The sequence below is a fragment of the Aquimarina ulvae genome (assembly GCF_053613295.3).
On the sequence record NZ_JBSIBP030000004.1, the window covers coordinates 108771 to 131403 of the forward strand.

Below are 22633 nucleotides of genomic sequence, written 5' to 3' on the forward strand. Positions count from 1 at the left end.
CTGCACTAGCTTCATTAGTGCTTATGTCTTAATTCTGAAGATACAGATAGCTTTTTTCTACCTTTAGCTCTTCTACGAGCAAGGACCTTTCTACCATTAGCAGAAGCCATACGCTCTCTAAAACCGTGTTTGTTTTTTCTCTTTCTCTTCGATGGTTGAAACGTTCTTTTCATTACTATCTATCTTTATAAATCTTCTTGAAATCTCTTTTAGTAAAATTGCTGGGCTTCTCCTCCCAAAACTGCGGGCAAATATACGAAGAGTTTTTACTTTCGCAAACCTAAATATCAAAATATTTTTAATTGTTTTTATTACCTTTGCCGCGACAAAAAAAATAACACAATTCATGTACAACAAAAATATTAAATTAGTAATTGCAGTATTAATCATAGGAGTAGCCGTTTGGCAAATGATAGAAGGGTATATTGGTAACGGAATTATGCTAATTTTACTTTCATCAATTTTTGTTTTCTTGTATTTTAAAAATGAATTAATTCTTTTGGCATTCTTAAGGTTGCGTAAGCAGGATTTTGCAGGGGCAAAGAAATGGTTGGATAGAATTAAGAGCCCAGAGAGTGCGCTAACTACAAAACAACAAGGGTATTACAATTACCTTTTAGGCATTATGCTATCACAGACTAACATTACACAAGCAGAAAAGTACCTAAAGAAAGCGATCAAACTAGGGCTATCTATGAACCAGGATCTGGCAGTTGCAAAACTGAACCTTGCTGGTATCGCAATGACCAAAAGAAGAAAAAGAGAAGCGCAAAATCTCCTTACTGAAGCTAAGAAACTTGATAAGCACGGGATGCTTAAAGAGCAAATTACCATGATGAAACAACAAATGAAGAAGATTTAGGCACACTAATTGTACCTATAATTACGTTATCTATTCGTTTAATATTAAAATAATACCGGGATAGCACCGACAAAAACAAGGTTTTGACCTTCTAAAACTGTCATTTTTAAAGACTTTATAGTACTTTAGCTACCGTAATTAAGTTATAATGAAGAAAATATTAATTTTAGGAATACTCTTTTTATATTTTGGAAGTGTTTTTGGCCAGTTGGAAAGGAAAATTCCTTTTTCTATAGCTGTTGCAGCACATATCAAAAAATACAATCAAAAAAGTAATGAAGCATATAAAGATCAAGATCTTGAATATGCCAAATTTCTTTTTGATTCACTGGTACAGAATCATTTAGTAGGTACCTATATGGATGATTTTAAAATGAGTCCTTTAAAGGGAGAGCCTATTTCTTTTAAAGAAATTGAAAAACCCATATTTCTAATAACCTATGCATCGTGGTGTGTTCCGGGAATTGGAGAAATACCGGCTCTCAATGATTTGTCTGATAAGTTTCACGATCAAATTGATTTTATCGTTTTATTTTGGGATACAAAAGAACGATTGAAAGAAAAAGTTAGTGAATATAGCGAGAATATTCAATTGCTATATGTTAATGAGTTAACAAATCAAAACTCTTATATTATAAACAACCTGAAGCATTCTCTTGGTTTCCCAATGATGTATTTTATGGATAGTGATAAAAAATTATTAGATATCCGAAAAATTGTCACGCATCACTCCAGCGAAACGCTCAGCAATTCTTACACGATTCATTATAATTCGTTATCCAAGGGCGTTTCTTTGCTAATTGCCGATCTTGATGCCAAAGGAGCATTAGCACCTTCTGTACAAGAAGAGGTAAAAGAAGAACCTATAGAAAGAGGAGATACGCGAACTCAAGAGGAGCGTGATATCGATGAGGAATATGAAAGATACAGAAGAGAGAAAGATTCTTTAAATAACCAAAGAAGAAGAAATAAAAAGTAATATTCTACCTAATTCTATTTTCCGAAAATCATTTTTAACGCTACTAGTAGCAAGATGCCGCCAAAGATTTTTTTCAACACCACCTGATTGATAGAAATTGCCAGCTTACTTCCCAGGTATCCTCCCAAGATAAAAGTAACTGCCATAATAGCCGCAAATTTCCAGTTTACGTGACCTTCTTTATAATAATTAAAAGCTGCTAACAAAGTGACAGGAACCGAAAGCACAGCAAGACTAGTGCCTTGTGCCTGATGTTGCGTAAAACCAACCCATAATATAAGCAGTGGTATCATGACCACGCTACCGCCTATTCCCATCGTACCGCTTAGAAAACCGGCTAATAACCCTATTACTACTAAAGAAATAACTGTGATTGTATCCATATCACAATTTTACAATAATTTTTGATCAAATTTCAGAAATCAAGTATTATTAGTTTTTCAAAATAATCATTTTATCTAACTGCATTTTCAGAAAACTATATCCACCTAAATTTTCACTGTAAATAGTGATTCGATCCCCCATAAATAGGGTGGTAAAAGATCTTTCAATTAACAAAATTTGTAATTGAAAAATTACAAAAACTACCACTAATGGAGAAAAAGTCAATTGAAAAAGTGAAATTAGCTGAAGGAAGATTATCCACAAACCATCCTTTACTCTACGAAGCCGTAAATAATATTATAAGACCAAGTTATGTTGATATTTCCTCGCTGATTGAAAGAGAAGATCGTCATTGCAACTATACTTTTTACTTAGAAGATAAAGATGGGAAATTGATTTCTTTTTTTATGACATCAAAAGAAAAATTGTTTGAAAAAACTTCTTTTTATCTTGGATTAAATGCAACTGCTGAAAAATACAAAAACAAAGGGTTGAATATCTATGTAATTCTAAAAGCATTACAATTCTTAAATGGAATTGAAAAAAAAACTGGAGAAAAACATATTTTATACGCAACAACAGCCTCGCCGAGTATATACCATTTTTTCAAAAAACTGAACAGTTGGACATATCCCACTAGAGACGGGAACTATACTCAAGGAGCAAAAAACTAGCAGAAGAATTTCGTAAAAAATATCAGATTACAGAATCGTATCACCCCTTTGTTCTAAAGGGATTAGCGACAGCTACTCAATACTCTGAATCTGAAACTAAGAGAATTAATAATCTAATTAAAAAAAAGAGATTTGGATTTGTTTAAAAACTTGGTGTTATTGAGCAAAATGGAGATCGATTGTTAATGATTTGCAAATATTCATCTTCAAAAAAAATTGAGCAAATGATAACTAGATTTGGCATCTAAACATAATTTAATTTGACCTGAAGCTTTTCAACAATTTCACACATCGGTAGAATGTAGGATTACTGCCCTACTCCTGTTTTATAGTATCCTTCTCTTGGAATCTTGATCAAATACTCTTTCCCTGTTCCATTATTAAGGTGTGTTTCTCGTAACCAAGGATTATGAAGTTTTAAAATTTTATAATTGATATTATACTTCGCAGCAAATTCATTAAAATCTGCAATTGGTTCATCTACCAAGACATTAAAAGTCGGAATATACTCATACAAATCACGCTTAGTAAAGTTAAATCCATACTTCTTAGGATTACTTAATATTTCTTTCACTGCAGTAATTCTAAATACATACCTTCCTGTTTCCTGTCCTAAAAGGAGGTCATAATAAGTGGATGCATTTTGCCTCTCCAATTGTCTATTGATACCTGCAGGGCCTGCATTATAAGCAGCAGCAGCTAGTGTCCAGCTACCAAAACGCTCTTTTGCGCTTTTTAAATACTTACAAGCAACTCTAGTTGATTTTTCAATATGGTATCTTTCGTCTACATTATTATTAACTTCTAAACCATATTCTTTTCCTGTATTCTTCAATATCTGCCAAAAACCTGTTGCTCTGGCAGGAGAAACTGCTTGAGTCAAACTGCTTTCTATAACAGCTAGATACTTAAAATCATCCGGAACACCTTCTTCTTTTAGAATAGGTTCTATAATCGGAAAGTACTTATTAGCTCTTTTAAAAAGTAATAATCCATTGGATTGCCAGTACGTATTCACCAAAAGTTCTCTATCCATTCGCTCTCGAATATCAGGATTTTCTACAGGCACCAGTTCTCCCGCAAAATTGATATTCTCGGGCATTGGCACTGCGTATACGTTATAGTCATTAATCAACTTTTCTTCTAAAAGTTCTTGAGCAATTGGTTTCTGTGGTTCTTGTTGTGTCGCATTTACTAAAATGCTGAATATAAACAACACTCCTAAAAAAACTAAAACTTTTCTTATCATCTTCATCTTTAAGTAGATTTATTTGGGAATAATTTCTGTAATTTCCAAAATAATGTAAAATATTGAAATATCGGTAATTAATTCTCAATAATTTCTGGTAAATGCTTATTAAACCATCTGGCACGATTAATAATCATTACATGCGTGCCTTTTTCTATCGTAATGCAACCCTTTATGTGTGAAATCGGAAAAACAATATCTTTGTCCCCATGAATATGAACAATGCCTTCTATAGACTCCTCTTGATCCCAACACACTATTTTTTCTATAGCCCAATCTAGATATGTCTTATCATTAACGGATAAATACTTTTGGTATAGTGCAGCCCTCTTTTTTGCAAAATCACCAAAAGCTAGTTTTTCCCAGTCGTCTATTTTAGAAACCAATGCGGTTGGCATGAATTTATATGCTTTGGTTCTTCTTACCAATTTCATTCTTCTAGGTAATTCATGCTTATTTTTTACACTGGATATAATTATTAATTTACTAACATTTAGATATTTACTCATTTCCTGAACCATAATTCCACCAAAAGAAACTCCTATCAATACACAGTCTTTGTATACTATATCTTCACACATACGTTTCGCATAGTTCGATATAGATTCATTTTTTTTAGGAATCTTCCAGGGTATGGTATGTTTCTGGTATTTATCTTCAGGAAGATTAATAAATTCAAAAATAGAAACATCTGCCGCCATACCCGGAACAAAATAAACATGGTTAACTTGCTTCATACTAGGTATTTTAACAGTGGATTGCACATTTTAAAGTTCTAATTTTCTTATCTTTGCACATCAAAACTATAGTAATACTTTATCAGAAAAAAATAAAGTAAGTATTAAATTATTGTAAAAGGAAAAAATTTAACTAACAAATCTTAGTTAGGTTTAAACAAAAGGAATAAATTTTGATGTAATCAACATACTAACTTCAGGAGTAAATAGGGAATTCTGAAAACCAAAACTATAAATTTTGAAACACCCCTTTTAATTTTTATTAAATAGTAAATTAAAAAATATGGAGAACATGAGCGATGTGGAATTAGAAATAGTTGATAACGAATTTTTAAGACAATTCGAAACTACTATTGAAGGTCAAAAATCAAAGATCGAGTATGCTCAACAAGAGAGAAAAATATTCCTTACTAAACTTGTTATGAGTGAAGAGCAATTAGAAAAAGGATATGCTGAAGATTTTATAGTAGCTGTTTTTAATATTATAGAAGAACGTAATATTAGATTAGTTCCTACCAGTCCTATTATCGCTAAATTTATGCGAAAGAATAGACGAAAGTATAAAGATTTACTTCCTGTCGGAATCAACATATAGAAGTAATATTCTTTAAAAGATAAAAACCTGCTTTACAGCAGGTTTTTTTGTTCTTTTTAGCAATGTTTAATCTTAGACCTATTGATCAATAAATTCAAATCTTACTATTCCGTCATCATCTATATTTGTTAATTGTATCTGGTGCAAAGTATTTATTAATGAAGGATTCCAAGGTGTTTTTACCTTTATATAGTTCTCTGTAAATCCATGAATGTACCCTTCTTTATTCTCTGATTCAAATAAGACAGTTTTTTTTGAACCTATTTGACTTTCATAAAAAGCTCTTCGTTTTTTTGCAGATAATCCACGGAGCATTTTACTTCTTTTCTTTCTTACATGCTGCGGAACCACATCTCCTAAAGAAGCGGCTACAGTATTTTCTCTTTCAGAATAGGTAAATACGTGCAAATAAGATATATCCAATTCTGATAAAAAGTTATATGTATCCAAAAAATGATCATCTGTCTCTCCAGGAAAACCAACAATTACATCTACTCCTATACACGCGTGTGGCATCACCTCTTTGATTTTATGTATTCGATTTACATACAAATCACTAAGGTATCTGCGCCGCATTGATTTAAGGATCTCGTCGCTACCTGATTGTAACGGTATATGAAAATGAGGTACAAATGTTTTTGATTTTGAAACAAAATCAATTGTCTCATTTTTCAATAAATTGGGTTCTATAGATGAAATACGCAATCTTTTGATCCCCGTTACGTTATCAAGCGCCTGCACCAATTCATAAAACGTGTGTTCGTGTTTTTTATTACCAAACTCTCCTTTTCCATAATCTCCAATATTTACTCCGGTAAGAACGATCTCTTTAATCCCTTGCGCAGCAATTTCTTTTGCATTTTGCAAAACACTTTCTAAAGTATCACTACGTGAAATTCCTCTTGCTAATGGAATGGTACAATAGGTACATTTATAATCACATCCATCCTGAACTTTCAAAAAAGCTCTGGTCCGATCCCCAATAGAGTAACTCCCCACGTAAAAATCAGCTTCCTCAATTTCGCAAGAATGTATTTCTCCAAATTCATTTTTGGACAAGTCATTGATGTAATCAGTGATTTTAAACTTTTCTGTAGCACCCAACACCAAATCCACGCCATCTACTGCTACCAATTCATCTGGTTTTAATTGAGCATAACAACCCACAGCGGCCACAAATGCATCCGGATTCCCTTTTTGAGCCTGCTTTACCACAGTTTTAAACCTTTTATCTGCATTCTCTGTAACAGAACAGGTATTAATAACGTAGATATCCGCATTTTCTGAAAAATCCACACGATCGAAACCTTCATCTGTAAAGTTTCGAGCAATTGTAGAAGTCTCCGAAAAATTCAGTTTACAACCCAAGGTATAAAAAGCAACTTTTTTTCTATTCATGCTGAACTTGTTTCAGTATCTTCTTAACTTTATGCACTATTTATAGAATAAAGAATTATAAAGTTCTTCATTTGTAAATAATAAAAGTATTCCTGAAACGAGTTCAGGATAGCGCTAACAAATTAAAGGGTGCAAAGATACCAACAATAATCCGTTTACTAAAATTGAAAATCGATCAATTCTCTTCCATAACCTATTATTTAGCAATAGCTTACCTATGTATCGTGTGTTTTTCTTGTAAAAATTCTTCTACAGAAAATAAAGATCATCTGGTATTCCGGTATAATGAATATTCAAACATACTAACCTTAGATCCTGCTTTTGCGAGGAACCCATCCATTATCTGGCCAACAAATCAATTATTTAATGGATTGGTACAACTAGATGATTCATTACACGTACAACCCGATATTGCAAAAACATGGCGTATCTCTGATGACAATTTGACCTACACATTTACGTTAAGAAAAAACGTTAAATTTCATAAACATAAAGCTTTTGGCACTAAAGACAGTACACGAGCTGTTATTGCTCAAGATTTTAAATATAGTTTTGATCGTCTGATCGATCCCAAAGTTGCTTCTCCCGGAAATTGGGTGTTGAAAAATGTAAAAAATTATCAGGCTATCAATGATACAATCTTTACAATACAATTAAAAAAACCATTTCCTGCTTTTTTAGGATTGATGAGTATGCGGTATTGTTCAGTAGTTCCTAAAGAGATTGTAGCATTTTATGGATCTGATTTTAGAGCAAATCCTATTGGAACAGGCCCTTTTAAATTTAAACTTTGGGAAGAAAATATAAAATTGGTACTGAGACGTAATGAGTTATATTTTGAAAAAGATGAAAACGGAAAACAACTACCATACCTGGAAGCAGTAGCCGTAACATTTCTACCTGATAAACAGACTGAGTTTCTTCAATTTGCAAAGGGTAATATTGATTTTTTAAACAGCCTTGACGCATCTTATAAAGATGAACTTTTGACTCCCAGCGGAAAACTAAGAGAAAAGTTTAAAGATAAAATTACGTTCACCAAAAGTCCATACCTAAATTCAGAATATCTTGGTTTTTATCTGGAAGGAGAAAACGAAGAGGTAAAATCAGCATTAATCAGAAAAGCCATTAATTATGGTTTTGACCGGCAAAAAATGATTACCTATTTAAAAAACGGGGTTGGCACTCCGGCCAACAGTGGTTTTATACCTAATGGATTGCCAGGTTACAACGCACAAAAAGGATATGAATATAATCCTATAAAAGCAGAACAACTTATTAAAGAATACATAAAGGTAAGTGGAAATAATCAGCCAACTATCCGAATCGCAACCGATAACAATTACCAAGGTTTATTTGAATTTATCCAGCGCGAAATGGAGAAAGTAGGCCTTACGGTCATTGTTGATGTGATGACACCTTCTACCATAAGAAAAAAGAAATGGAGTGGGGAATTAGACACTTTTAGAGCGAGTTGGATTGCTGATTATCCGGATGCGGAAAACTTTTTATCTCCTTTTTATAGTAAAAACTTTACACCAAACGGTCCCAACTACACTCATTTTGAAAACAAAACATTTGATAGTCTATACGTAAAGAGTTTTTCTGTAACCGATAACAAACTCAGAGAACAGTTATATATAAAAATGGATTCTATCGTTATTGCGCACGCCCCTATCGTTCCATTATATTATGACCAGGCAACACGATTTGTACAAAAAAATGTAAAAGGGTTGACTAATAACCCGCAAAACTTCTTGGTCTTAAAACGAGTTTGGAAGGAAAAATAAAAAAAACTGTTTTACAAGCTAAGTGATATAAAAATAGGGCACTTCATTTATATAGTTCCGTAATAAAATCGAAGTAAAGTGGAGCTTCTTTAAATTCTTAACAAATGATTTCCAGAACATATTCGAATAGCTTAGATTGAACCTCCATATTTCCAACGCTTTTTAGTTCCGATGTTTTATTGATCATAACTCGTACGCCACGTTTTTGTTTCTTCAAAAATATGTTCCAGAATTTTTTGATCTTCTTTTGTTAGTTCGATACCTCTTCTCGACATAACCACTTTAGCTACTTCCAAAGTTTTTTTGGTTAAATACGTTGTAAAACCACTGCTTCCTCCCCAACTATAACTAGGTATAAAATTACGTGGAAATCCACTTCCGAAAATATTCGCATTGACTCCAACAACTGTTCCTGTATTAAACATGGTATTAATACCACATTTAGAATGATCCCCCATCATCAACCCACAAAACTGTAATCCAGTTTTGGCAAAACCCTTGGTTTCGTAGCTCCATAATCGTACAGGAGCATAGTTATTCTTAAGATTTGATGTATTGGTATCCGCACCCAGGTTGCACCACTCACCTAATACGGTATTTCCGATAAACCCATCGTGTCCTTTGTTAGAGTATCCAAATATCACAGAATTATTGACCTCTCCTCCTACTTTGGAATATGGACCGACGGTAGTACCGCCATAAATCTTTGCTCCCATTTTTATGGTGGCATAGTCACAAAGGGCAAAAGGACCTCTGACTAAACTTCCTTCCATTATTTCTGCACCTTTACCTACGTATATCGGACCACCTGATGCATTAAGCGTTGTGAACTCTAACATAGCACCTTCTTCCAGAAAAACATTTTCTGGAGCAATAACATTGTTACTTTCAGGAATTGGTTGACTTTTACGACCTCTGGTCAGTAACTCAAAATCTTCTTGAATTGCACGTTCATTCTTGGAAAAAATATCCCAGGTATGTTGTACTGTAAATACATCATAGGTATACTGAATGACTTCATACGTATCAAAATCAACTTCCTGATCTTCTTTTGCGTAAAAAGCAATCGGTTCGTCTTTATAAAATATAGCTTGATCAGACTGTAAATTCTTCACCATTATTACCAGGTTTTCTGTTGGTAAATAGGATGCATTGATCATCACATTCTCAGCTAATTCTACCATTGGATATTTCCCACTAAGATATTCCTCGGTTATAGTAGATGTCGTGTATCCCAAATATTTCTCCCATTTCTCACGAATTGTCAAAACTCCTATCCGTATATCAGCTACAGGTCTTGTATACGTAAATGGAAGTAATGAATTTCTGGAAGCACCATCAAAAAGAATATAGTTCATAGCTGTAAAGTGAAATGTTTTTATTGTTACTTAATAGATTATCAATATAGTCAGGTCAGGTTAGGTTCTTGCATTGCCAGTTTCAGCTTGTCGAAGACCTATAAAACTGTTTACTTTAGTCACACTCGACAAACTAATGGTTACATTTAGATAAAGTCATTATAACTTACAACATTATCCATATGTTATTTAAAAGTCTATTTAATAATTTGATCCCAAAAATACGGTAACATCTAAAAACAAAAAAGCCTTTCTCGAAAGAAAGGCTCTACATAGTTTTTAGTACTAAATTACTTTTTGAATTTAGCATATTTATTTTTGAACTTGTCGATACGTCCTGCAGTATCGATAAGTTTAGATTTACCTGTATAGAAAGGATGAGAAGTTCTTGAAATCTCTAATTTCACTAACGGATACTCAACACCATCAACATCAAGTGTTTCTTTAGTATTCGCTGTAGATTTAGTTAAGAAAACTTCATCATTGGACATATCCTTAAAGGCAACTAGTCTATAATTTTCTGGGTGAATATCTTTTCTCATGGTTTTATCTTATCATTTTTCGAGGTGCAAATCTAAACAATTTTTGTAAAATAGCAACGTCGAATGAAATTATTTTGTAAAAACTAAATTAAAGAGCTAGGACAATTTTTATTATTAGTAATTTAATCAATTCCTCTTTGTATCATCTCGCATAAAATTGAAAGTATCGTTCCCCACAAAGAACCAGTATCTTGATTCCCTGCAGCTACACATTCCTCACTATCTTTGTTTGAGTTATAAACGTTTCCTTTATTAACATTCGATAAATATTCAATAATAACGATTCTAATCTCATCTTCTGATAAATTCAAAGACACTACATAATAATACAACTCAACAAATTCAGCACTTTGTTGACTTAAAAAATCTTGCTCCAGTCCATCTATTTCTTCTTGAGTTAACCCAGAAGAAGATTTATTTTGCACGTCCAACATAAATTCGGAAAAGCCCGAAGAAGGAATTACATCCTCAGCAAAAGTCTTTATAAGACTTTTGACTTTTAATTCTTTTTCTTGCTCCGATGAATCTTTAATACCTTCCTCTACGGAACAAGAGCTAAAAAAAACAAGTATGAAACTTGTTACATAAAGTATATTTGTTTTCATATAACCAATATTTTATGAGTTAAAAAGCCAAAAAAAACCGCTAAACTACAAATAAGTTTTTATCATCTTTAACTTGTAAAAAACAATAAAATCAATGGTTTAACCGTAAAACTACAGGGTAAATATAGTCTTTTTTTAAATTATCACCTATTTAAATAGAATAAAATAACTACCTTACTACTAACATTTTACTATATTTGGATGCCAATAAAAGAAAAAGCGCAGTGAAAAGTAAGAGTATTCCTATAAAAAAACACATCATACGGTATGGTTTTATTTTTGGAGTGGCAAGTGTTATTTTTAGTCTTGCCTCATATTTAACGGATAATTATGTTGAACCAGGTTTGTTTCATTTAATCATCCTATTACTCATAACAATGACAAGCATAACAGCTGGGTTATTGATGTTTAAAAAAAGTAACAATGGTTATATAAATCTTAGTGAAGCTCTAAAAATTGCAATTGGAATTTCTTTATTAGGTGGGCTAATGGCTATTTTATGGAAAGTACTATTGATAAATATAATAGATCCTGAAATTATTACACAAATTGAAGATAAACAAATTAAACGTGTTGTCAAAAATTCTATTGATCTTTCTCACGAAAGCATAAATAGGTCAATAGCCGCAACAAAGAAATATACTTCGCCTATGAGAATGATTGTTAGAGCTCTCGTAGAAGATTTAGGCAATGGCATTATATTTGGTCTTATTTGTGGATTGATTCTCCAAAAAAAACGAGATCCTTTTAAGTAATCTCATCTATACGCTACACCCCTTTACCAATCTTTTTAGAAGCAAAATGTAACAATTTAGTACTTTTGTATACTTATGTGGTATATCTAAATAACCAAAACTAAATAATTATGGAAAAATCTGTTAAATCTAATGCTATATCTCTGGGAGTTATACTGGGTATAATTCTAGCACTTGTGTCCGTTATTGCCTATACAGTATATCAAGGTATGTACACGAATTGGATGGCTGGGATTGGATTAGCAATTATGATTATAATTTTCGGCATCGTATCCGCTATAAAAAGCAGAAAAATTTTAGGAGGATATATCGGATTTAAAGAAGCGTTTACTTCCTATCTAATTACTGTTGCCATAGGCACTGTGATAAACTCAGTGATTGGTATCCTTATTTATGTAGTTATAGACCCAGACGCAGCTACAGGAATCAATGAACAAATCATAGAATCTACTGTAAGTTTTATGGAAAAATTCGGAACTCCTGAATCCGAAATTGAAAAAGCTGTTGATAAAATGGAAGGCAACAATCAATTTAGCCTAGTTTCGCAAGTAAAAGGATGGTTCTGGGGTATTCTTGTCTATATCATTATTGGCCTATTAGCCTGTCTTGCTATAAAAAAGAAAGAGCCGGAATATTAGATATATATATATATATCAAAAATTATCATTGGATTGTCTGTATGGCAATCCAATTTTTTTATATAATTTACTATCGATGGAATACCTATATTTGTCAACCAAATCATTTTTATTACTAATAAATGGGATTAACTCAGAAAAAATTTCTTAACTACATCCTTGGTATTGCACTTTTGACCGGTGTTGCCCGAGTACTATTAGATTACGTATCTAGGATGCTAGATATCTCTCCTTTATTATATTATCTTACTTTTCTAATCGCTTTTATAGTAGAAATCCTGATCATCGTATTCACAATCAAAAAGTACAAAGAAGTAAAAGGTACTGTAACTATTATTGATGCATTAAAAACCGGTATCATTATCATGGGAGTTGTAGGCTTGTCTTATTGTTCTATGGCGTATGTATATGACATATATATTGATCCTGATTTTCAAACCAATATGACAGTGAGGTTTACTGAGCAATTTTCTCCCGATCAGGTAGATCAGGTAAAAGAAGATCTTAATAATCAAGATACCAGTATGTCTTATATTGGTGTGATTATGTATACAATTTGGTTTATATTTTTAGGAGCTGTTATTTCATTAATAGCAGGCTCTGTATTTAAAAATAAAGTAGCATCAACATAGTATGGATATATCTGTTGTCATACCATTACTGAACGAAGAGGAATCACTTACCGAATTATATCATTGGATCGCCAAAGTGATGCAATCTAATGGGTATACGTACGAAATCATTTTTATTGATGATGGAAGTACCGATACATCCTGGCATACTATCGAAGCCTTATCCCAAAAAGACCAAAATGTAAAAGGCATCCGGTTTCTTAAAAATTATGGTAAATCACAGGCCTTACACGCAGGTTTTGAAGAAGCCAAAGGTGATGTGATTATTACTATGGACGCGGATCTGCAAGACAATCCCGACGAAATCCCAGAATTACACGACTTAATTGTTAAAGAAGGGTACGACCTCATTTCAGGTTGGAAAAAGAAACGATATGATTCTATAATTGCCAAAAACTTACCTTCTAAACTTTTTAATGCCGCAGCAAGAAAAACATCGGGCTTACAACTGCACGATTTTAATTGTGGATTAAAAGCCTATAAAAATCAAGTGGTAAAACAAGTAGATGTACACGGAGAAATGCATCGTTACATTCCGGTGCTCGCAAAAAATGCAGGTTTTAACAAAATTGGAGAAAAAGTTGTACTGCACCAAGCACGAAAATATGGTAAAACTAAATTTGGGATGAGCCGTTTTATTAATGGATTTTTAGATTTGATTACCATTTGGTTTATGTCCCGTTTTGGTAAAAGACCTATGCATTTCTTTGGACTCATAGGCACCATCCTTTTTATTGTTGGATTCTGTTTTTCTTTTTATCTAGGAATTGACAAGTTGTTAATAGAGAAAAAAGGACGATTAATAGCGCAACGACCAGAATTTTATATCGCATTGACTTCAATGATATTGGGAACCCAATTTTTTCTGGCAGGATTTCTTGGAGAAATTATGCTCACAAGTAAAAGAGATAAAAAACGGTATAACATTTCAGAAAAAATACATTTGTAATTAAATATGTATATAATTTTTATCTCAAAAACTATGTATACAACTGAAAGGTAACTTAAAAACCATCTTTTTAAAGAAACCAACAAAATAAAATTAAATAGTATTTTTGCTAATAAAACCTAAATAAATGCAAGTTTCCGATTCCGTAATAAAAACAAGAGTTGAAGAATGGTTATCCCCAGTTTTTGATGCCGAAACTCAAAAAGAAATTGTAACACTACAACAGCAAAATCCAGAAGTACTTAAAGAAAGTTTTTATAAAGACCTTGAATTTGGTACTGGTGGAATGCGTGGTATTATGGGTGTTGGAACAAATCGAATTAATAAATACACTCTTGGAAAAAGCACGCAAGGCTTAAGCAATTATTTGCAAAAAGAATTTACAGGAGAACAAATAAAAACTGTTATCGCATATGATTGCAGAAATAATAGTGATACGCTAGCGCAGCTTGTGGCAGATGTGTTTTCTGCAAACGGAATAAAAGTATATCTGTTTTCTGAATTAAGACCAACTCCCGAGCTTTCTTATGCTGTAAAAAAGTTAGGTTGTCACTGCGGAATTGTATTAACAGCCAGTCATAATCCACCAGAATATAATGGATACAAGGTGTATTGGCAAGATGGCGGGCAATTAGTACCACCACAAGATGCTGAAATTATTACAGAAATCAATTCCTTGAACTATGACGACATTAGATTTGATGCAAAATCGGATCTGATTCAAAAAATAGATAAGGAGATTGATGTTCCTTTTATAGAAAACAGTGTTACAAATGGAAGTTTTGCTGCAGATCAAAACGCAAAGGACAATACGACCATCGTGTTTACATCTCTGCACGGAACCTCTATTACTGCGGTTCCTGAAACACTCGAAAAAGCTGGTTACCACAACGTACATATCGTCAAAGAACAAGAAATACCTGATGGTAATTTCCCAACGGTAAAGTCTCCAAATCCCGAAGAGCCAGAAGCACTTGCAATGGCGATAAAACTAGCAGAAAATGTACAAGCCGACATTGTAATTGGTACAGACCCCGATTGCGATCGATTAGGAATTGCAGTACGAAATACTGACGGACAATTACAATTATTAAATGGAAACCAAACCATGATCGTAATGACTTGGTTTTTGTTAAAACATTATAAAGAAAAAGGATTAAAAGGCAACGAATTTATTGCTTCAACCATCGTTTCTACTCCGATGATGCAAAATCTGGCAGAAGCATATGACATAGAGTACAAAGAGGTACTTACTGGTTTTAAATGGATAGCAAAACTTATCAAGGATTTCCCTGAAAAACATTTTATAGGTGGTGGAGAAGAAAGTTTTGGTTTTATGGTCGGAGATTTTGTTCGTGACAAAGATGCTGTAACTGCTACCTTGCTGGCTTGTGAAATTGTAGCGTATACCAAATCCAAAGGAAGTTCTTTTTATAAAGAATTATTAGAATTATATGTGTCTCACGGTTTCTATAAAGAAAATTTGGTTTCTCTGGTTAAAAAAGGAATTAAAGGTGCTGAAGAAATAAAACAGACGATGATTGATTTGAGAATTAACTCACCTAAGCAACTTAATGGTGAAAAAGTAGTACTCATTGAAGACTACCAATCAAGTATCGCGAAAAACACTCAGGATCATACAGAAGAAACGATCGATGTTCCTAAATCTAATGTGTTAATTTTTTATACAGAATCTGGTAGTAAAATTGCTGCAAGACCAAGCGGAACAGAACCCAAAATCAAATTTTACATCAGCGTACAAGAATCATTGAATACAATTGATGACTTTGATAAAGTCCAAGAGCAATTAGATAACAAAATTACAGCTATCAAAAAGGACTTACAATTAACTTAAATAACGATAATCATCGTTTCTTACTAATTAATGGACTATTTTAAACAGATTCTTCGCTTTGCGAAACCATATAAAGTATATGCACTATTAAATATTATATCCAATATTTTTTACGCTTTGTTCGGGACGTTGTCAATGGTATCTTTATTCCCAATGCTTAAAGTTCTTTTTGACAACACTAAAAGAGTAAATCAAGAACCTGAATGGCAGGGGCTTTTAAAAATTCGGGAATATGCAGAAAGCTACCTGAATTATTTTGTAACTCAGAAAGCAGAACAAGGCAGTGACGATGTATTACTATTTATGGTTATATTGGTAATAAGTATGTTTTTTATGAAAAATATTTTTAGCTACCTCGCCATGTATTTTATCACTTTTTTAAGAAATGGCGTGCTAAAAGATATTCGTAATGAATTATATCAAAAAACCATAAACCTTCCTCTTTCTTATTTTTCCGAAAAGAGAAAAGGAGATACGATTGCTAGAATTTCTACAGATGTATTAGAGATACAACACTCTTTTTTATCCATATTAGAACTCATCGTTAGAGAACCCCTGATGATCATATTTACCATCTGCGCGATGCTATTAATTAGCACGAAGCTTACCATCTTTGTTTTTATTTTTATTCCTGTTTCTGGTTTTTTAATATCCTTAATAGGAAAAAAACTAAAAAAACACTCTGATAAGGTACAACAAGAACAAGGATATTTTTTATCCATCGTAGAAGAAACGCTTGGTGGACTAAAAGTCATTAAAGGATTCAATGCCGAGAATATTTTTGGGAAAAAGTTTAAAGAATCAACATTGCGATTTTACAATTTTTCGAACTCATTATTAAATAGGCAGAACTTAGCATCACCAACCAGTGAATTTTTAGGAATAACTGTAATAGCCATTTTATTATGGTATGGTGGTCAAATGGTGTTGGTTGAAAAATCTCTGGATCCAGGATTGTTTATAGTGTATATGGGACTAGCCTATAATATCCTAACTCCTGCAAAAGCCATTTCGAAAGCAAGTTATGGTGTAAAAAGAGGAAATGCTGCTGCTGAACGTGTACTAGAGATTCTTAACACAAAATCTCCATTACAAGATAAACCCAGTGCGTCTATAAAAAATAATTTCACTTCAAATATTCTGTTAGAGAATATTTCTTTTAAATATGAAGACGAATATGTATTAAATAATTTCACATTAAACGTACCAAAAGGAACATCTGTGGCACTTGTAGGGCAATCCGGTAGTGGTAAATCAACCATAGCTAATTTGGTTACAAGGTTCTACGATGTAAATAAAGGAGCTATAAGAATTGATGATGTCGATATTAGAGATATGACTAAAAATTCGTTGAGAGTCTTAATGGGACTTGTAACTCAGGATTCTATTCTATTTAATGACACTATCAAAAAAAATCTACTTATTGGAGATGAAAATGCTTCAGAAAAACAAATCATAGAAGCACTAAAAATTGCAAATGCATGGGAATTCGTAAAGGACCTTCCTAAAGGTATTGAGACCAACATTGGTGACAGTGGTAATAAACTAAGTGGAGGACAAAAACAAAGACTTTCTATTGCAAGAGCGGTGCTAAAAAACCCTCCAATAATGATTCTTGATGAAGCTACCTCTGCTTTGGATACCGAAAGTGAGCGCTTAGTACAATCTGCGTTAGAAAACATGATGAAAAACAGAACCAGTATCGTAATTGCTCATAGATTATCCACCATACAAAATTCAGATTTAATCGTTGTAATGCAAAAAGGAAATATCGTTGAACAAGGAACTCACGAAGAACTGATTGCCAAAAATGGAGCGTATCAAAAACTAGTTACAATGCAATCATTTGATAATTAAAAAGACTAATTATCAAATATATAAAAACAAAAAAGAGCGTCTCCACGCTCTTTTTCTTCACACAAATCATCTTAATTTAGGGCTTATTCTAAAATTAAAACTCACTTTTATAAAAACTTTCACTTTGGGGGAAATGAAAATAATAACTCATTTTTACAATGTAAATATACAATTAAATTTTAATTCAACAATCAATTTTATGTATTTTATCTATAATATAGTGTTTTTAAGCATTTATAAAATTTTTAAAACTTAATTAAGTAGTTTTTTTCTTACAAAATATAATTTCACAGTAAACATTTTTAAATAAAAAAAGAGCAATCAAAAAAAAGAGATTAAATAAAAAAGAGTGCTTTCGCACTCTTTTTCTTCACACAAATCATCTTAATTTAGGGGCTTATTCTAAAATTAAAACTCACTTTTATTAAATGCTTTCATCATGGGGGAAATGAAAACGCTAACTCATAATTACAGTGTAAAGATAGTAATTTTTTCATACTTACCAAACTTTTTTTGTTTTTAAACTTTAAAAATAAACATTTAATCTATTTTTTAACATTTACTCTTACAAAATCTTACAAAAAATAAACAATCACTAGCATTAAACCTTTTTTATGTATTTTAGTCTAATACCATAAAACGAAGGCAAACCACTTCTAAATCTATTTTACTTTTGACTATTAAAGAAGAAGAAACTTTACTTATAGCTTTACAGACAGATAAAGACATTAATAACGCTTTTACAAAACTTGTTGCTTTATATAAAGAACGGTTATATTGGCATATCAGAAATATGGTGAAAAATCATGATGATGCAGATGATATTTTACAAAATGTATTTATTAAAGTGTATAAAAACATAGCTAAGTTTAAAGGAGATAGTAAATTATATTCCTGGATGTATAGGATAGCGACTAACGAGTCTATTACATTTTTAAATAAAAAAGCAAAAAAATATAACATCAGTAACGAAGAATTACAACAGCAACTTATCCAAAATCTGCAAGCAGATGTATACTACGAAGGGGATGAAATCCAATTGAAACTACAAAAGGCAATTTCTATATTACCTCAAAAACAGCAACAGGTATTTAACATGAAGTATTTTCAGGAATTAAAATACAAAGAAATATCAGAAATTCTGGAAACTAGCATAGGTGCCTTAAAGGCTTCGTATCATTTAGCCTCTAAAAAAATTGAAGAATTCTTAAAAACCGATTAAACCTTTTTACCTTTACAATGTCATACCAATAGTGAAAAAGAATAATTTACATACGAATAAAGGAGGATTTAAGATTCCAGAAAACTATTTCGAAACTTTCGAAAAAAACCTTTTTGAGAAAATTTCTCTAGAAGATGATGAGATTTCTTTATTGCCTGATAAGGTTTCTTTGGGCTTAAAAGAACCTGATGGATATTTTGATGCGTTCGAAAATCGATTGATGAAAAAACTAAATGTAGAAGACAACCAAAATTCTTTTAACATTTCTGATAACATAAACACTGGGTTTGCAGTGCCCGAAAAATATTTCGAAAATGTTGAGGAAGCTATTTTACAAAAAAAAGTCAACCCCAATCAAGATACTAAGGTTATATCACTCTTCTCTCAAAAAAATGTTATATATCTCTCTGGTATTGCTGCCATGATTGCTATTATTATATCCATTTCAATTAACAATAAGAATCACTCATTTAGCTTTGACACCATTGATATTGCAGATATTCAGGAATATTTTGAAGAAGGAAATGTAGATTTAACGAATGCCGAACTCGCCTCTTTACTTACTGAAGAGACTAGTTTGCTAAATACCTTTGGTGAACAAGAGATTAGTAATGAAGAATTGGAATTTTATTTATATAATGAAGAAATTGCGGAGGAGATTATATATGTCGAATAAAAAAGAACACATGAAAAAGATAGTATTACTATTGCTTATTGTTTTTACTTTCAATGCCTTTGGTCAAAGAGGACCCAAAGGAAGGGTAAAAGCTTTAAAAATAGCCTACATAACAGAACAGCTGGATTTAAGCAGTAAAGAGGCGCAACAGTTTTGGCCGATTTATAACGCACATGAAGATACGATGAGCAATCTAAAAATGAAAGAACGAAAATCCGTAAGAGCACTTAAAGAAACTAATGGATTTGAAAATTTGAATGAAAAAGAAGCTGAAGATTTTTTAAGTAATTATCTTTTAGCAGAAGAACAAAAATACCTTTCTCGCAAAAAACTAATTACAGATTTAAGAAATGTTATTCCCCATAAAAAAATTCTTAAACTAGTAAAAGCCGAAATGGATTTTAACAGACGCCTTCTAAAGCAATTGCGAGATAGACGACAAGGCAATTAATACAAATAAACTGTGTTGGTTTTTTAATAAAACGTAATGAGCTTTCGTTATCCCCATATTATGTTTTTCATTTAAAAAATAATTTTGCAATTCGGTTCTTTCCAGCTGCAATCGCTACACTATCATTTATAAATCTGATAGTATAAAAACTCTCTCTACTCATATCTTGCCAGGAATGTCCAGAATCACTAGAAATAGATATCCCGGTAAAACCAACAGCTACCATTTCTCTACCTCCACTATTAGGTAAATATCGAACACAACTTTTATATCCAGCACCTACCCCATCGGCTACTAAACTCCAAGTATCACCGCCATCTGTTGTTATTGCTTTATTTTTTTTATTCTCCTGCGGTTTTGTATAATCACCTCCAAAAATCACCCCATTACTATTGTCATAAAAATCTACCGAATATGCTCCAGTAGTTTCGCTACCTTGAATTATTGGAGTTTCCGAAACGCTCCAACTAATGCCTTTATCCGTAGAGTAAAAAACTCTGGATTTCTTTCCACCAGAAACGATCCAAACATTGCTTCCTACCATTGCTATATTTCCGTTACTAGCTGCAAAGGCAGCTTCTCCCTCTATGGTTTTTGGCAAACTACTACAAGGAACTTTGTGCCAGGTTTCGCCTCCATCTCTGGTAATAATAATAGACAAACATCCATCTGTTGGATCTCCCATCGCAATTCCTTCTTGGTCATTCCAAAAAGCTATGGCATCATAGAATGCTTTTTCATGGTCTTCCCTGTAAACCAACTTCCGCTCTCCTGTACCTTTATCTACTTTGTATAGTAGCGCTGGTGATGCAATACTAACTAAAAAAAAACTAGTTTCTGTATCGGCAATCGCTCTAAAATGAATTTCCTCTCCTTCAAAACTTACAAACTCAATCTTTTTATTTTTTACATTGAATTCATGATCTATTTCAAAAGTTCCATACATACCATTATTACCAGCAAACAGTAACAGATTCTCACATAATTCAATAGCCCTAATACTCACTGAATCTTCAAAAAAAGGCTCTAATATTACTTTAGAAAAACTGTGTTTAATAACCTCTTTACGTTTAGAATTACAGTTGATAAAAAAAACAGTTATCAATAACACTGGTAAAAATCTCATCTTCAATATTTTTATATCAAATATAATACTATTCTAAAGCAAAGAACTACCTTTGCAAACCTTAAAAAATGAAAGGATGCGTTTACATAGAAATCTGGTCTTTGCAGTAATTGATGGACTTAGTGAAATTTTTAATGAAGGAGCTTATGCCGATAAGGTAGTTCAAAAATTACTGAAACGTGACAAACGATGGGGGTCACGTGATCGCAGTTTTGTAGCCGAAACCGTATATGACATTGTACGCTGGAAACGTTTGTATGCTGAAATTGCTGATGTTTCTGAACCTTTTTCCAGAGAGAATCTTTGGAGAATATTTGCCGTTTGGGCTACATTAAGAGGGATTTCATTGCCAGATTGGAAACAAATTGTTCCTACACCAACCCGACGTATTAAAGGTCGTTTTGATGAACTTAGTAATACCAGAAAATTTAGGGAATCTATTCCGGATTGGATGGATGAATTGGGTGAAAAAGAACTAGGTGCTCAATGGGATAAAGAAATTGCTGCGTTAAATCAACAAGCTCCTGTAGTCTTAAGAGCTAATTCGCTAAAGACGTCCCGAGAAAAACTCCGAAGTATTCTAGAGGATGAAAATATTGACACAGGGTTTATTGAAAAATATCCTTCAGCCCTTCAACTTACAGAACGAGCGAATGTATTTTCTACAGAAGCTTTTAAAAATGGGTTATTTGAGGTACAGGATGCATCTTCTCAATTGGTTGCTGATTTTCTGGAAGTAAAACCTGGACAACGTGTAATAGACACCTGTGCAGGAGCCGGAGGAAAAACGTTACATTTAGCAGCTCTGATGGAAAATAAAGGTCAGATTATTGCTTTGGATATTTATAGTAATAAATTAAAAGAACTGAAAAGAAGAGCAAGACGAGCCGGTGCACATAATATAGAACCAAGAACCATAGAAAGCACTAAGGATATTAAAAAATTACACGGTAGCGCTGATCGTGTTTTGATCGATGCACCTTGTAGCGGATTAGGAGTCTTAAGTAGAAATCCAGACGCCAAATGGAAATTACAACCAGAATTTCTGGAAAAAATCAAACAAACACAATCACAAATTCTAGAAAGTTATGCCAAAATGGTAAAACCAGGTGGTAAACTTGTATATGCTACTTGTTCTATTTTGCCTTCAGAAAACCAAGATCAGGTAAAAGCATTCTTAACCAAAGAAATAGGAAAAGAATTTATCTTTGTAAAAGATAAAAAAGTACTCTCTTCAGAATCCGGATACGATGGATTTTATATGGCATTGTTAGAAAAAAAATAACACATCTCACACAA

Annotated in this window: 24 protein-coding genes; 15 read left to right on the plus strand and 9 right to left on the minus strand. The window is 32.6% G+C overall.

From position 1 onward, the window contains the following. Positions 1-14: 14 nt before the first annotated feature. The gene (gene rpmH, locus ACWGOQ_RS10270) at positions 15-173 is read right to left on the minus strand and encodes a 50S ribosomal protein L34 (protein ID WP_081414554.1); all 159 of its coding nucleotides are present in this window, start codon (positions 171-173) and stop codon (positions 15-17) included. 173 nt (positions 174-346) lie between these two features. Here rpmH and ACWGOQ_RS10275 point away from each other — a divergent pair, with 173 nt between their 5' ends. Together ACWGOQ_RS10275 and ACWGOQ_RS10280 are read left to right on the plus strand one after the other, a co-directional pair. After that, a complete protein-coding gene (locus tag ACWGOQ_RS10275; protein WP_452058287.1) occupies positions 347-862 on the plus strand; it encodes a DUF2892 domain-containing protein in 516 nt (171 codons plus the stop codon). Positions 863-1010: 148 nt separating this feature from the next. Next, positions 1011-1841: a TlpA family protein disulfide reductase gene (locus tag ACWGOQ_RS10280; protein WP_452058286.1), complete on the plus strand. Its 831-nt coding sequence runs from the start codon at positions 1011-1013 to the stop codon at positions 1839-1841. A 14-nt stretch (positions 1842-1855) separates the two neighbouring features. Here the strand turns inward: ACWGOQ_RS10280 and ACWGOQ_RS10285 are convergent, their stop codons facing one another. Further along, positions 1856-2224 (minus strand): sulfite exporter TauE/SafE family protein, encoded by a 369-nt coding sequence (locus ACWGOQ_RS10285; protein ID WP_452058285.1) that lies wholly within the window; start codon positions 2222-2224, stop codon positions 1856-1858. 210 nt (positions 2225-2434) lie between these two features. On the opposite strand from ACWGOQ_RS10285, the gene ACWGOQ_RS10290 reads away from it, so the two are divergent. Continuing rightward, positions 2435-2899, plus strand: a complete 465-nt coding sequence (locus tag ACWGOQ_RS10290; RefSeq protein WP_452058284.1) for a hypothetical protein — start codon at positions 2435-2437, stop codon at positions 2897-2899. A gap of 307 nt (positions 2900-3206) precedes the next feature. On the opposite strand, the gene ACWGOQ_RS10295 is transcribed toward ACWGOQ_RS10290, so the two are convergent. Continuing rightward, positions 3207-4154, minus strand: coding sequence for a lytic transglycosylase domain-containing protein (locus tag ACWGOQ_RS10295; RefSeq protein WP_452058283.1), 948 nt, complete (start codon positions 4152-4154; stop codon positions 3207-3209). A gap of 71 nt (positions 4155-4225) precedes the next feature. Continuing rightward, positions 4226-4885, minus strand: a complete 660-nt coding sequence (locus ACWGOQ_RS10300; RefSeq protein ID WP_452058282.1) for an alpha/beta hydrolase — start codon at positions 4883-4885, stop codon at positions 4226-4228. 292 nt (positions 4886-5177) lie between these two features. Between ACWGOQ_RS10300 and ACWGOQ_RS10305 the strand changes: the two genes are divergently transcribed. Next, the gene (locus tag ACWGOQ_RS10305) at positions 5178-5480 is read left to right on the plus strand and encodes a GNAT family N-acetyltransferase (RefSeq protein ID WP_452058390.1); all 303 of its coding nucleotides are present in this window, start codon (positions 5178-5180) and stop codon (positions 5478-5480) included. 78 nt (positions 5481-5558) lie between these two features. On the opposite strand, the gene mtaB is transcribed toward ACWGOQ_RS10305, so the two are convergent. Next, positions 5559-6878, minus strand: coding sequence for a tRNA (N(6)-L-threonylcarbamoyladenosine(37)-C(2))-methylthiotransferase MtaB (gene mtaB / locus ACWGOQ_RS10310; RefSeq protein ID WP_452058281.1), 1320 nt, complete (start codon positions 6876-6878; stop codon positions 5559-5561). A gap of 170 nt (positions 6879-7048) precedes the next feature. Here mtaB and ACWGOQ_RS10315 point away from each other — a divergent pair, with 170 nt between their 5' ends. Beyond that, positions 7049-8668 carry an ABC transporter substrate-binding protein gene (locus tag ACWGOQ_RS10315; protein ID WP_452058389.1) on the plus strand — a complete coding sequence of 540 codons (1620 nt, stop codon included), beginning with the start codon at positions 7049-7051 and terminating at the stop codon, positions 8666-8668. Positions 8669-8844: 176 nt separating this feature from the next. Here the strand turns inward: ACWGOQ_RS10315 and ACWGOQ_RS10320 are convergent, their stop codons facing one another. The 3 genes from ACWGOQ_RS10320 to ACWGOQ_RS10330 all read right to left on the minus strand — a co-directional run bounded on the left by ACWGOQ_RS10320 (position 8845) and on the right by ACWGOQ_RS10330 (position 11173). Next, positions 8845-10026, minus strand: coding sequence for a GlmU family protein (locus ACWGOQ_RS10320; protein WP_452058280.1), 1182 nt, complete (start codon positions 10024-10026; stop codon positions 8845-8847). A 290-nt stretch (positions 10027-10316) separates the two neighbouring features. Next, positions 10317-10568: a type B 50S ribosomal protein L31 gene (locus ACWGOQ_RS10325; RefSeq protein ID WP_452058279.1), complete on the minus strand. Its 252-nt coding sequence runs from the start codon at positions 10566-10568 to the stop codon at positions 10317-10319. A 122-nt stretch (positions 10569-10690) separates the two neighbouring features. Further along, positions 10691-11173 (minus strand): hypothetical protein, encoded by a 483-nt coding sequence (locus ACWGOQ_RS10330; protein ID WP_452058278.1) that lies wholly within the window; start codon positions 11171-11173, stop codon positions 10691-10693. Positions 11174-11370: 197 nt separating this feature from the next. Here ACWGOQ_RS10330 and ACWGOQ_RS10335 point away from each other — a divergent pair, with 197 nt between their 5' ends. The 9 genes from ACWGOQ_RS10335 to ACWGOQ_RS10375 all read left to right on the plus strand — a co-directional run bounded on the left by ACWGOQ_RS10335 (position 11371) and on the right by ACWGOQ_RS10375 (position 20208). Further along, positions 11371-11928: a DUF4199 domain-containing protein gene (locus tag ACWGOQ_RS10335; protein WP_452058277.1), complete on the plus strand. Its 558-nt coding sequence runs from the start codon at positions 11371-11373 to the stop codon at positions 11926-11928. A 110-nt stretch (positions 11929-12038) separates the two neighbouring features. Beyond that, the gene (locus tag ACWGOQ_RS10340; RefSeq protein ID WP_452058276.1) at positions 12039-12566 is read left to right on the plus strand and encodes a DUF4199 domain-containing protein; all 528 of its coding nucleotides are present in this window, start codon (positions 12039-12041) and stop codon (positions 12564-12566) included. A gap of 122 nt (positions 12567-12688) precedes the next feature. Next, complete coding sequence (locus tag ACWGOQ_RS10345) at positions 12689-13198, plus strand: DUF4199 domain-containing protein (protein ID WP_452058275.1); 510 nt, start codon at positions 12689-12691, stop codon at positions 13196-13198. 1 nt (position 13199) lies between these two features. Next, positions 13200-14147, plus strand: coding sequence for a glycosyltransferase family 2 protein (locus tag ACWGOQ_RS10350; protein WP_452058274.1), 948 nt, complete (start codon positions 13200-13202; stop codon positions 14145-14147). Between the two features lie 127 nt (positions 14148-14274). Next, positions 14275-16002 (plus strand): phospho-sugar mutase, encoded by a 1728-nt coding sequence (locus ACWGOQ_RS10355; RefSeq protein WP_452058273.1) that lies wholly within the window; start codon positions 14275-14277, stop codon positions 16000-16002. A gap of 30 nt (positions 16003-16032) precedes the next feature. Next, the gene (locus tag ACWGOQ_RS10360; RefSeq protein ID WP_452058272.1) at positions 16033-17859 is read left to right on the plus strand and encodes an ABC transporter ATP-binding protein; all 1827 of its coding nucleotides are present in this window, start codon (positions 16033-16035) and stop codon (positions 17857-17859) included. Positions 17860-18538: 679 nt separating this feature from the next. Further along, complete coding sequence (locus ACWGOQ_RS10365; RefSeq protein ID WP_452058388.1) at positions 18539-19081, plus strand: RNA polymerase sigma factor; 543 nt, start codon at positions 18539-18541, stop codon at positions 19079-19081. A 31-nt stretch (positions 19082-19112) separates the two neighbouring features. Next, entirely contained in the window at positions 19113-19757 is a 645-nt protein-coding gene (locus tag ACWGOQ_RS10370) for a hypothetical protein (RefSeq protein WP_452058271.1), read from the plus strand. A gap of 10 nt (positions 19758-19767) precedes the next feature. Beyond that, the gene (locus tag ACWGOQ_RS10375; protein WP_452058270.1) at positions 19768-20208 is read left to right on the plus strand and encodes a sensor of ECF-type sigma factor; all 441 of its coding nucleotides are present in this window, start codon (positions 19768-19770) and stop codon (positions 20206-20208) included. Between the two features lie 67 nt (positions 20209-20275). On the opposite strand, the gene ACWGOQ_RS10380 is transcribed toward ACWGOQ_RS10375, so the two are convergent. Beyond that, positions 20276-21334: a WD40/YVTN/BNR-like repeat-containing protein gene (locus tag ACWGOQ_RS10380; RefSeq protein ID WP_452058269.1), complete on the minus strand. Its 1059-nt coding sequence runs from the start codon at positions 21332-21334 to the stop codon at positions 20276-20278. 76 nt (positions 21335-21410) lie between these two features. On the opposite strand from ACWGOQ_RS10380, the gene ACWGOQ_RS10385 reads away from it, so the two are divergent. Further along, the gene (locus ACWGOQ_RS10385) at positions 21411-22619 is read left to right on the plus strand and encodes an RsmB/NOP family class I SAM-dependent RNA methyltransferase (RefSeq protein WP_452058268.1); all 1209 of its coding nucleotides are present in this window, start codon (positions 21411-21413) and stop codon (positions 22617-22619) included. The last annotated feature ends 14 nt before the right edge of the window (positions 22620-22633 follow it).

Bases quoted from the DNA above. Each gene is read 5' to 3' on its own strand.
- ACWGOQ_RS10300 (WP_452058282.1), bottom strand. From the start codon at position 4,885: ATGAAGCAAGTTAACCATGTTTATTTTGTTCCGGGTATGGCGGCAGAT.
- ACWGOQ_RS10275 (WP_452058287.1), top strand. From the start codon at position 347: ATGTACAACAAAAATATTAAATTAGTAATTGCAGTATTAATCATAGGA.
- ACWGOQ_RS10375 (WP_452058270.1), top strand. From the start codon at position 19,768: ATGAAAAAGATAGTATTACTATTGCTTATTGTTTTTACTTTCAATGCC.
- ACWGOQ_RS10285 (WP_452058285.1), bottom strand. From the start codon at position 2,224: ATGGATACAATCACAGTTATTTCTTTAGTAGTAATAGGGTTATTAGCC.
- ACWGOQ_RS10345 (WP_452058275.1), top strand. From the start codon at position 12,689: ATGGGATTAACTCAGAAAAAATTTCTTAACTACATCCTTGGTATTGCA.
- ACWGOQ_RS10360 (WP_452058272.1), top strand. From the start codon at position 16,033: ATGGACTATTTTAAACAGATTCTTCGCTTTGCGAAACCATATAAAGTA.
- ACWGOQ_RS10305 (WP_452058390.1), top strand. From the start codon at position 5,178: ATGAGCGATGTGGAATTAGAAATAGTTGATAACGAATTTTTAAGACAA.
- ACWGOQ_RS10325 (WP_452058279.1), bottom strand. From the start codon at position 10,568: ATGAGAAAAGATATTCACCCAGAAAATTATAGACTAGTTGCCTTTAAG.
- ACWGOQ_RS10330 (WP_452058278.1), bottom strand. From the start codon at position 11,173: ATGAAAACAAATATACTTTATGTAACAAGTTTCATACTTGTTTTTTTT.
- ACWGOQ_RS10320 (WP_452058280.1), bottom strand. From the start codon at position 10,026: ATGAACTATATTCTTTTTGATGGTGCTTCCAGAAATTCATTACTTCCA.
- ACWGOQ_RS10280 (WP_452058286.1), top strand. From the start codon at position 1,011: ATGAAGAAAATATTAATTTTAGGAATACTCTTTTTATATTTTGGAAGT.
- ACWGOQ_RS10380 (WP_452058269.1), bottom strand. From the start codon at position 21,334: ATGAGATTTTTACCAGTGTTATTGATAACTGTTTTTTTTATCAACTGT.
- ACWGOQ_RS10295 (WP_452058283.1), bottom strand. From the start codon at position 4,154: ATGAAGATGATAAGAAAAGTTTTAGTTTTTTTAGGAGTGTTGTTTATA.
- ACWGOQ_RS10385 (WP_452058268.1), top strand. From the start codon at position 21,411: ATGCGTTTACATAGAAATCTGGTCTTTGCAGTAATTGATGGACTTAGT.
- ACWGOQ_RS10290 (WP_452058284.1), top strand. From the start codon at position 2,435: ATGGAGAAAAAGTCAATTGAAAAAGTGAAATTAGCTGAAGGAAGATTA.
- mtaB (WP_452058281.1), bottom strand. From the start codon at position 6,878: ATGAATAGAAAAAAAGTTGCTTTTTATACCTTGGGTTGTAAACTGAAT.
- ACWGOQ_RS10350 (WP_452058274.1), top strand. From the start codon at position 13,200: ATGGATATATCTGTTGTCATACCATTACTGAACGAAGAGGAATCACTT.
- ACWGOQ_RS10340 (WP_452058276.1), top strand. From the start codon at position 12,039: ATGGAAAAATCTGTTAAATCTAATGCTATATCTCTGGGAGTTATACTG.
- rpmH (WP_081414554.1), bottom strand. From the start codon at position 173: ATGAAAAGAACGTTTCAACCATCGAAGAGAAAGAGAAAAAACAAACAC.
- ACWGOQ_RS10355 (WP_452058273.1), top strand. From the start codon at position 14,275: ATGCAAGTTTCCGATTCCGTAATAAAAACAAGAGTTGAAGAATGGTTA.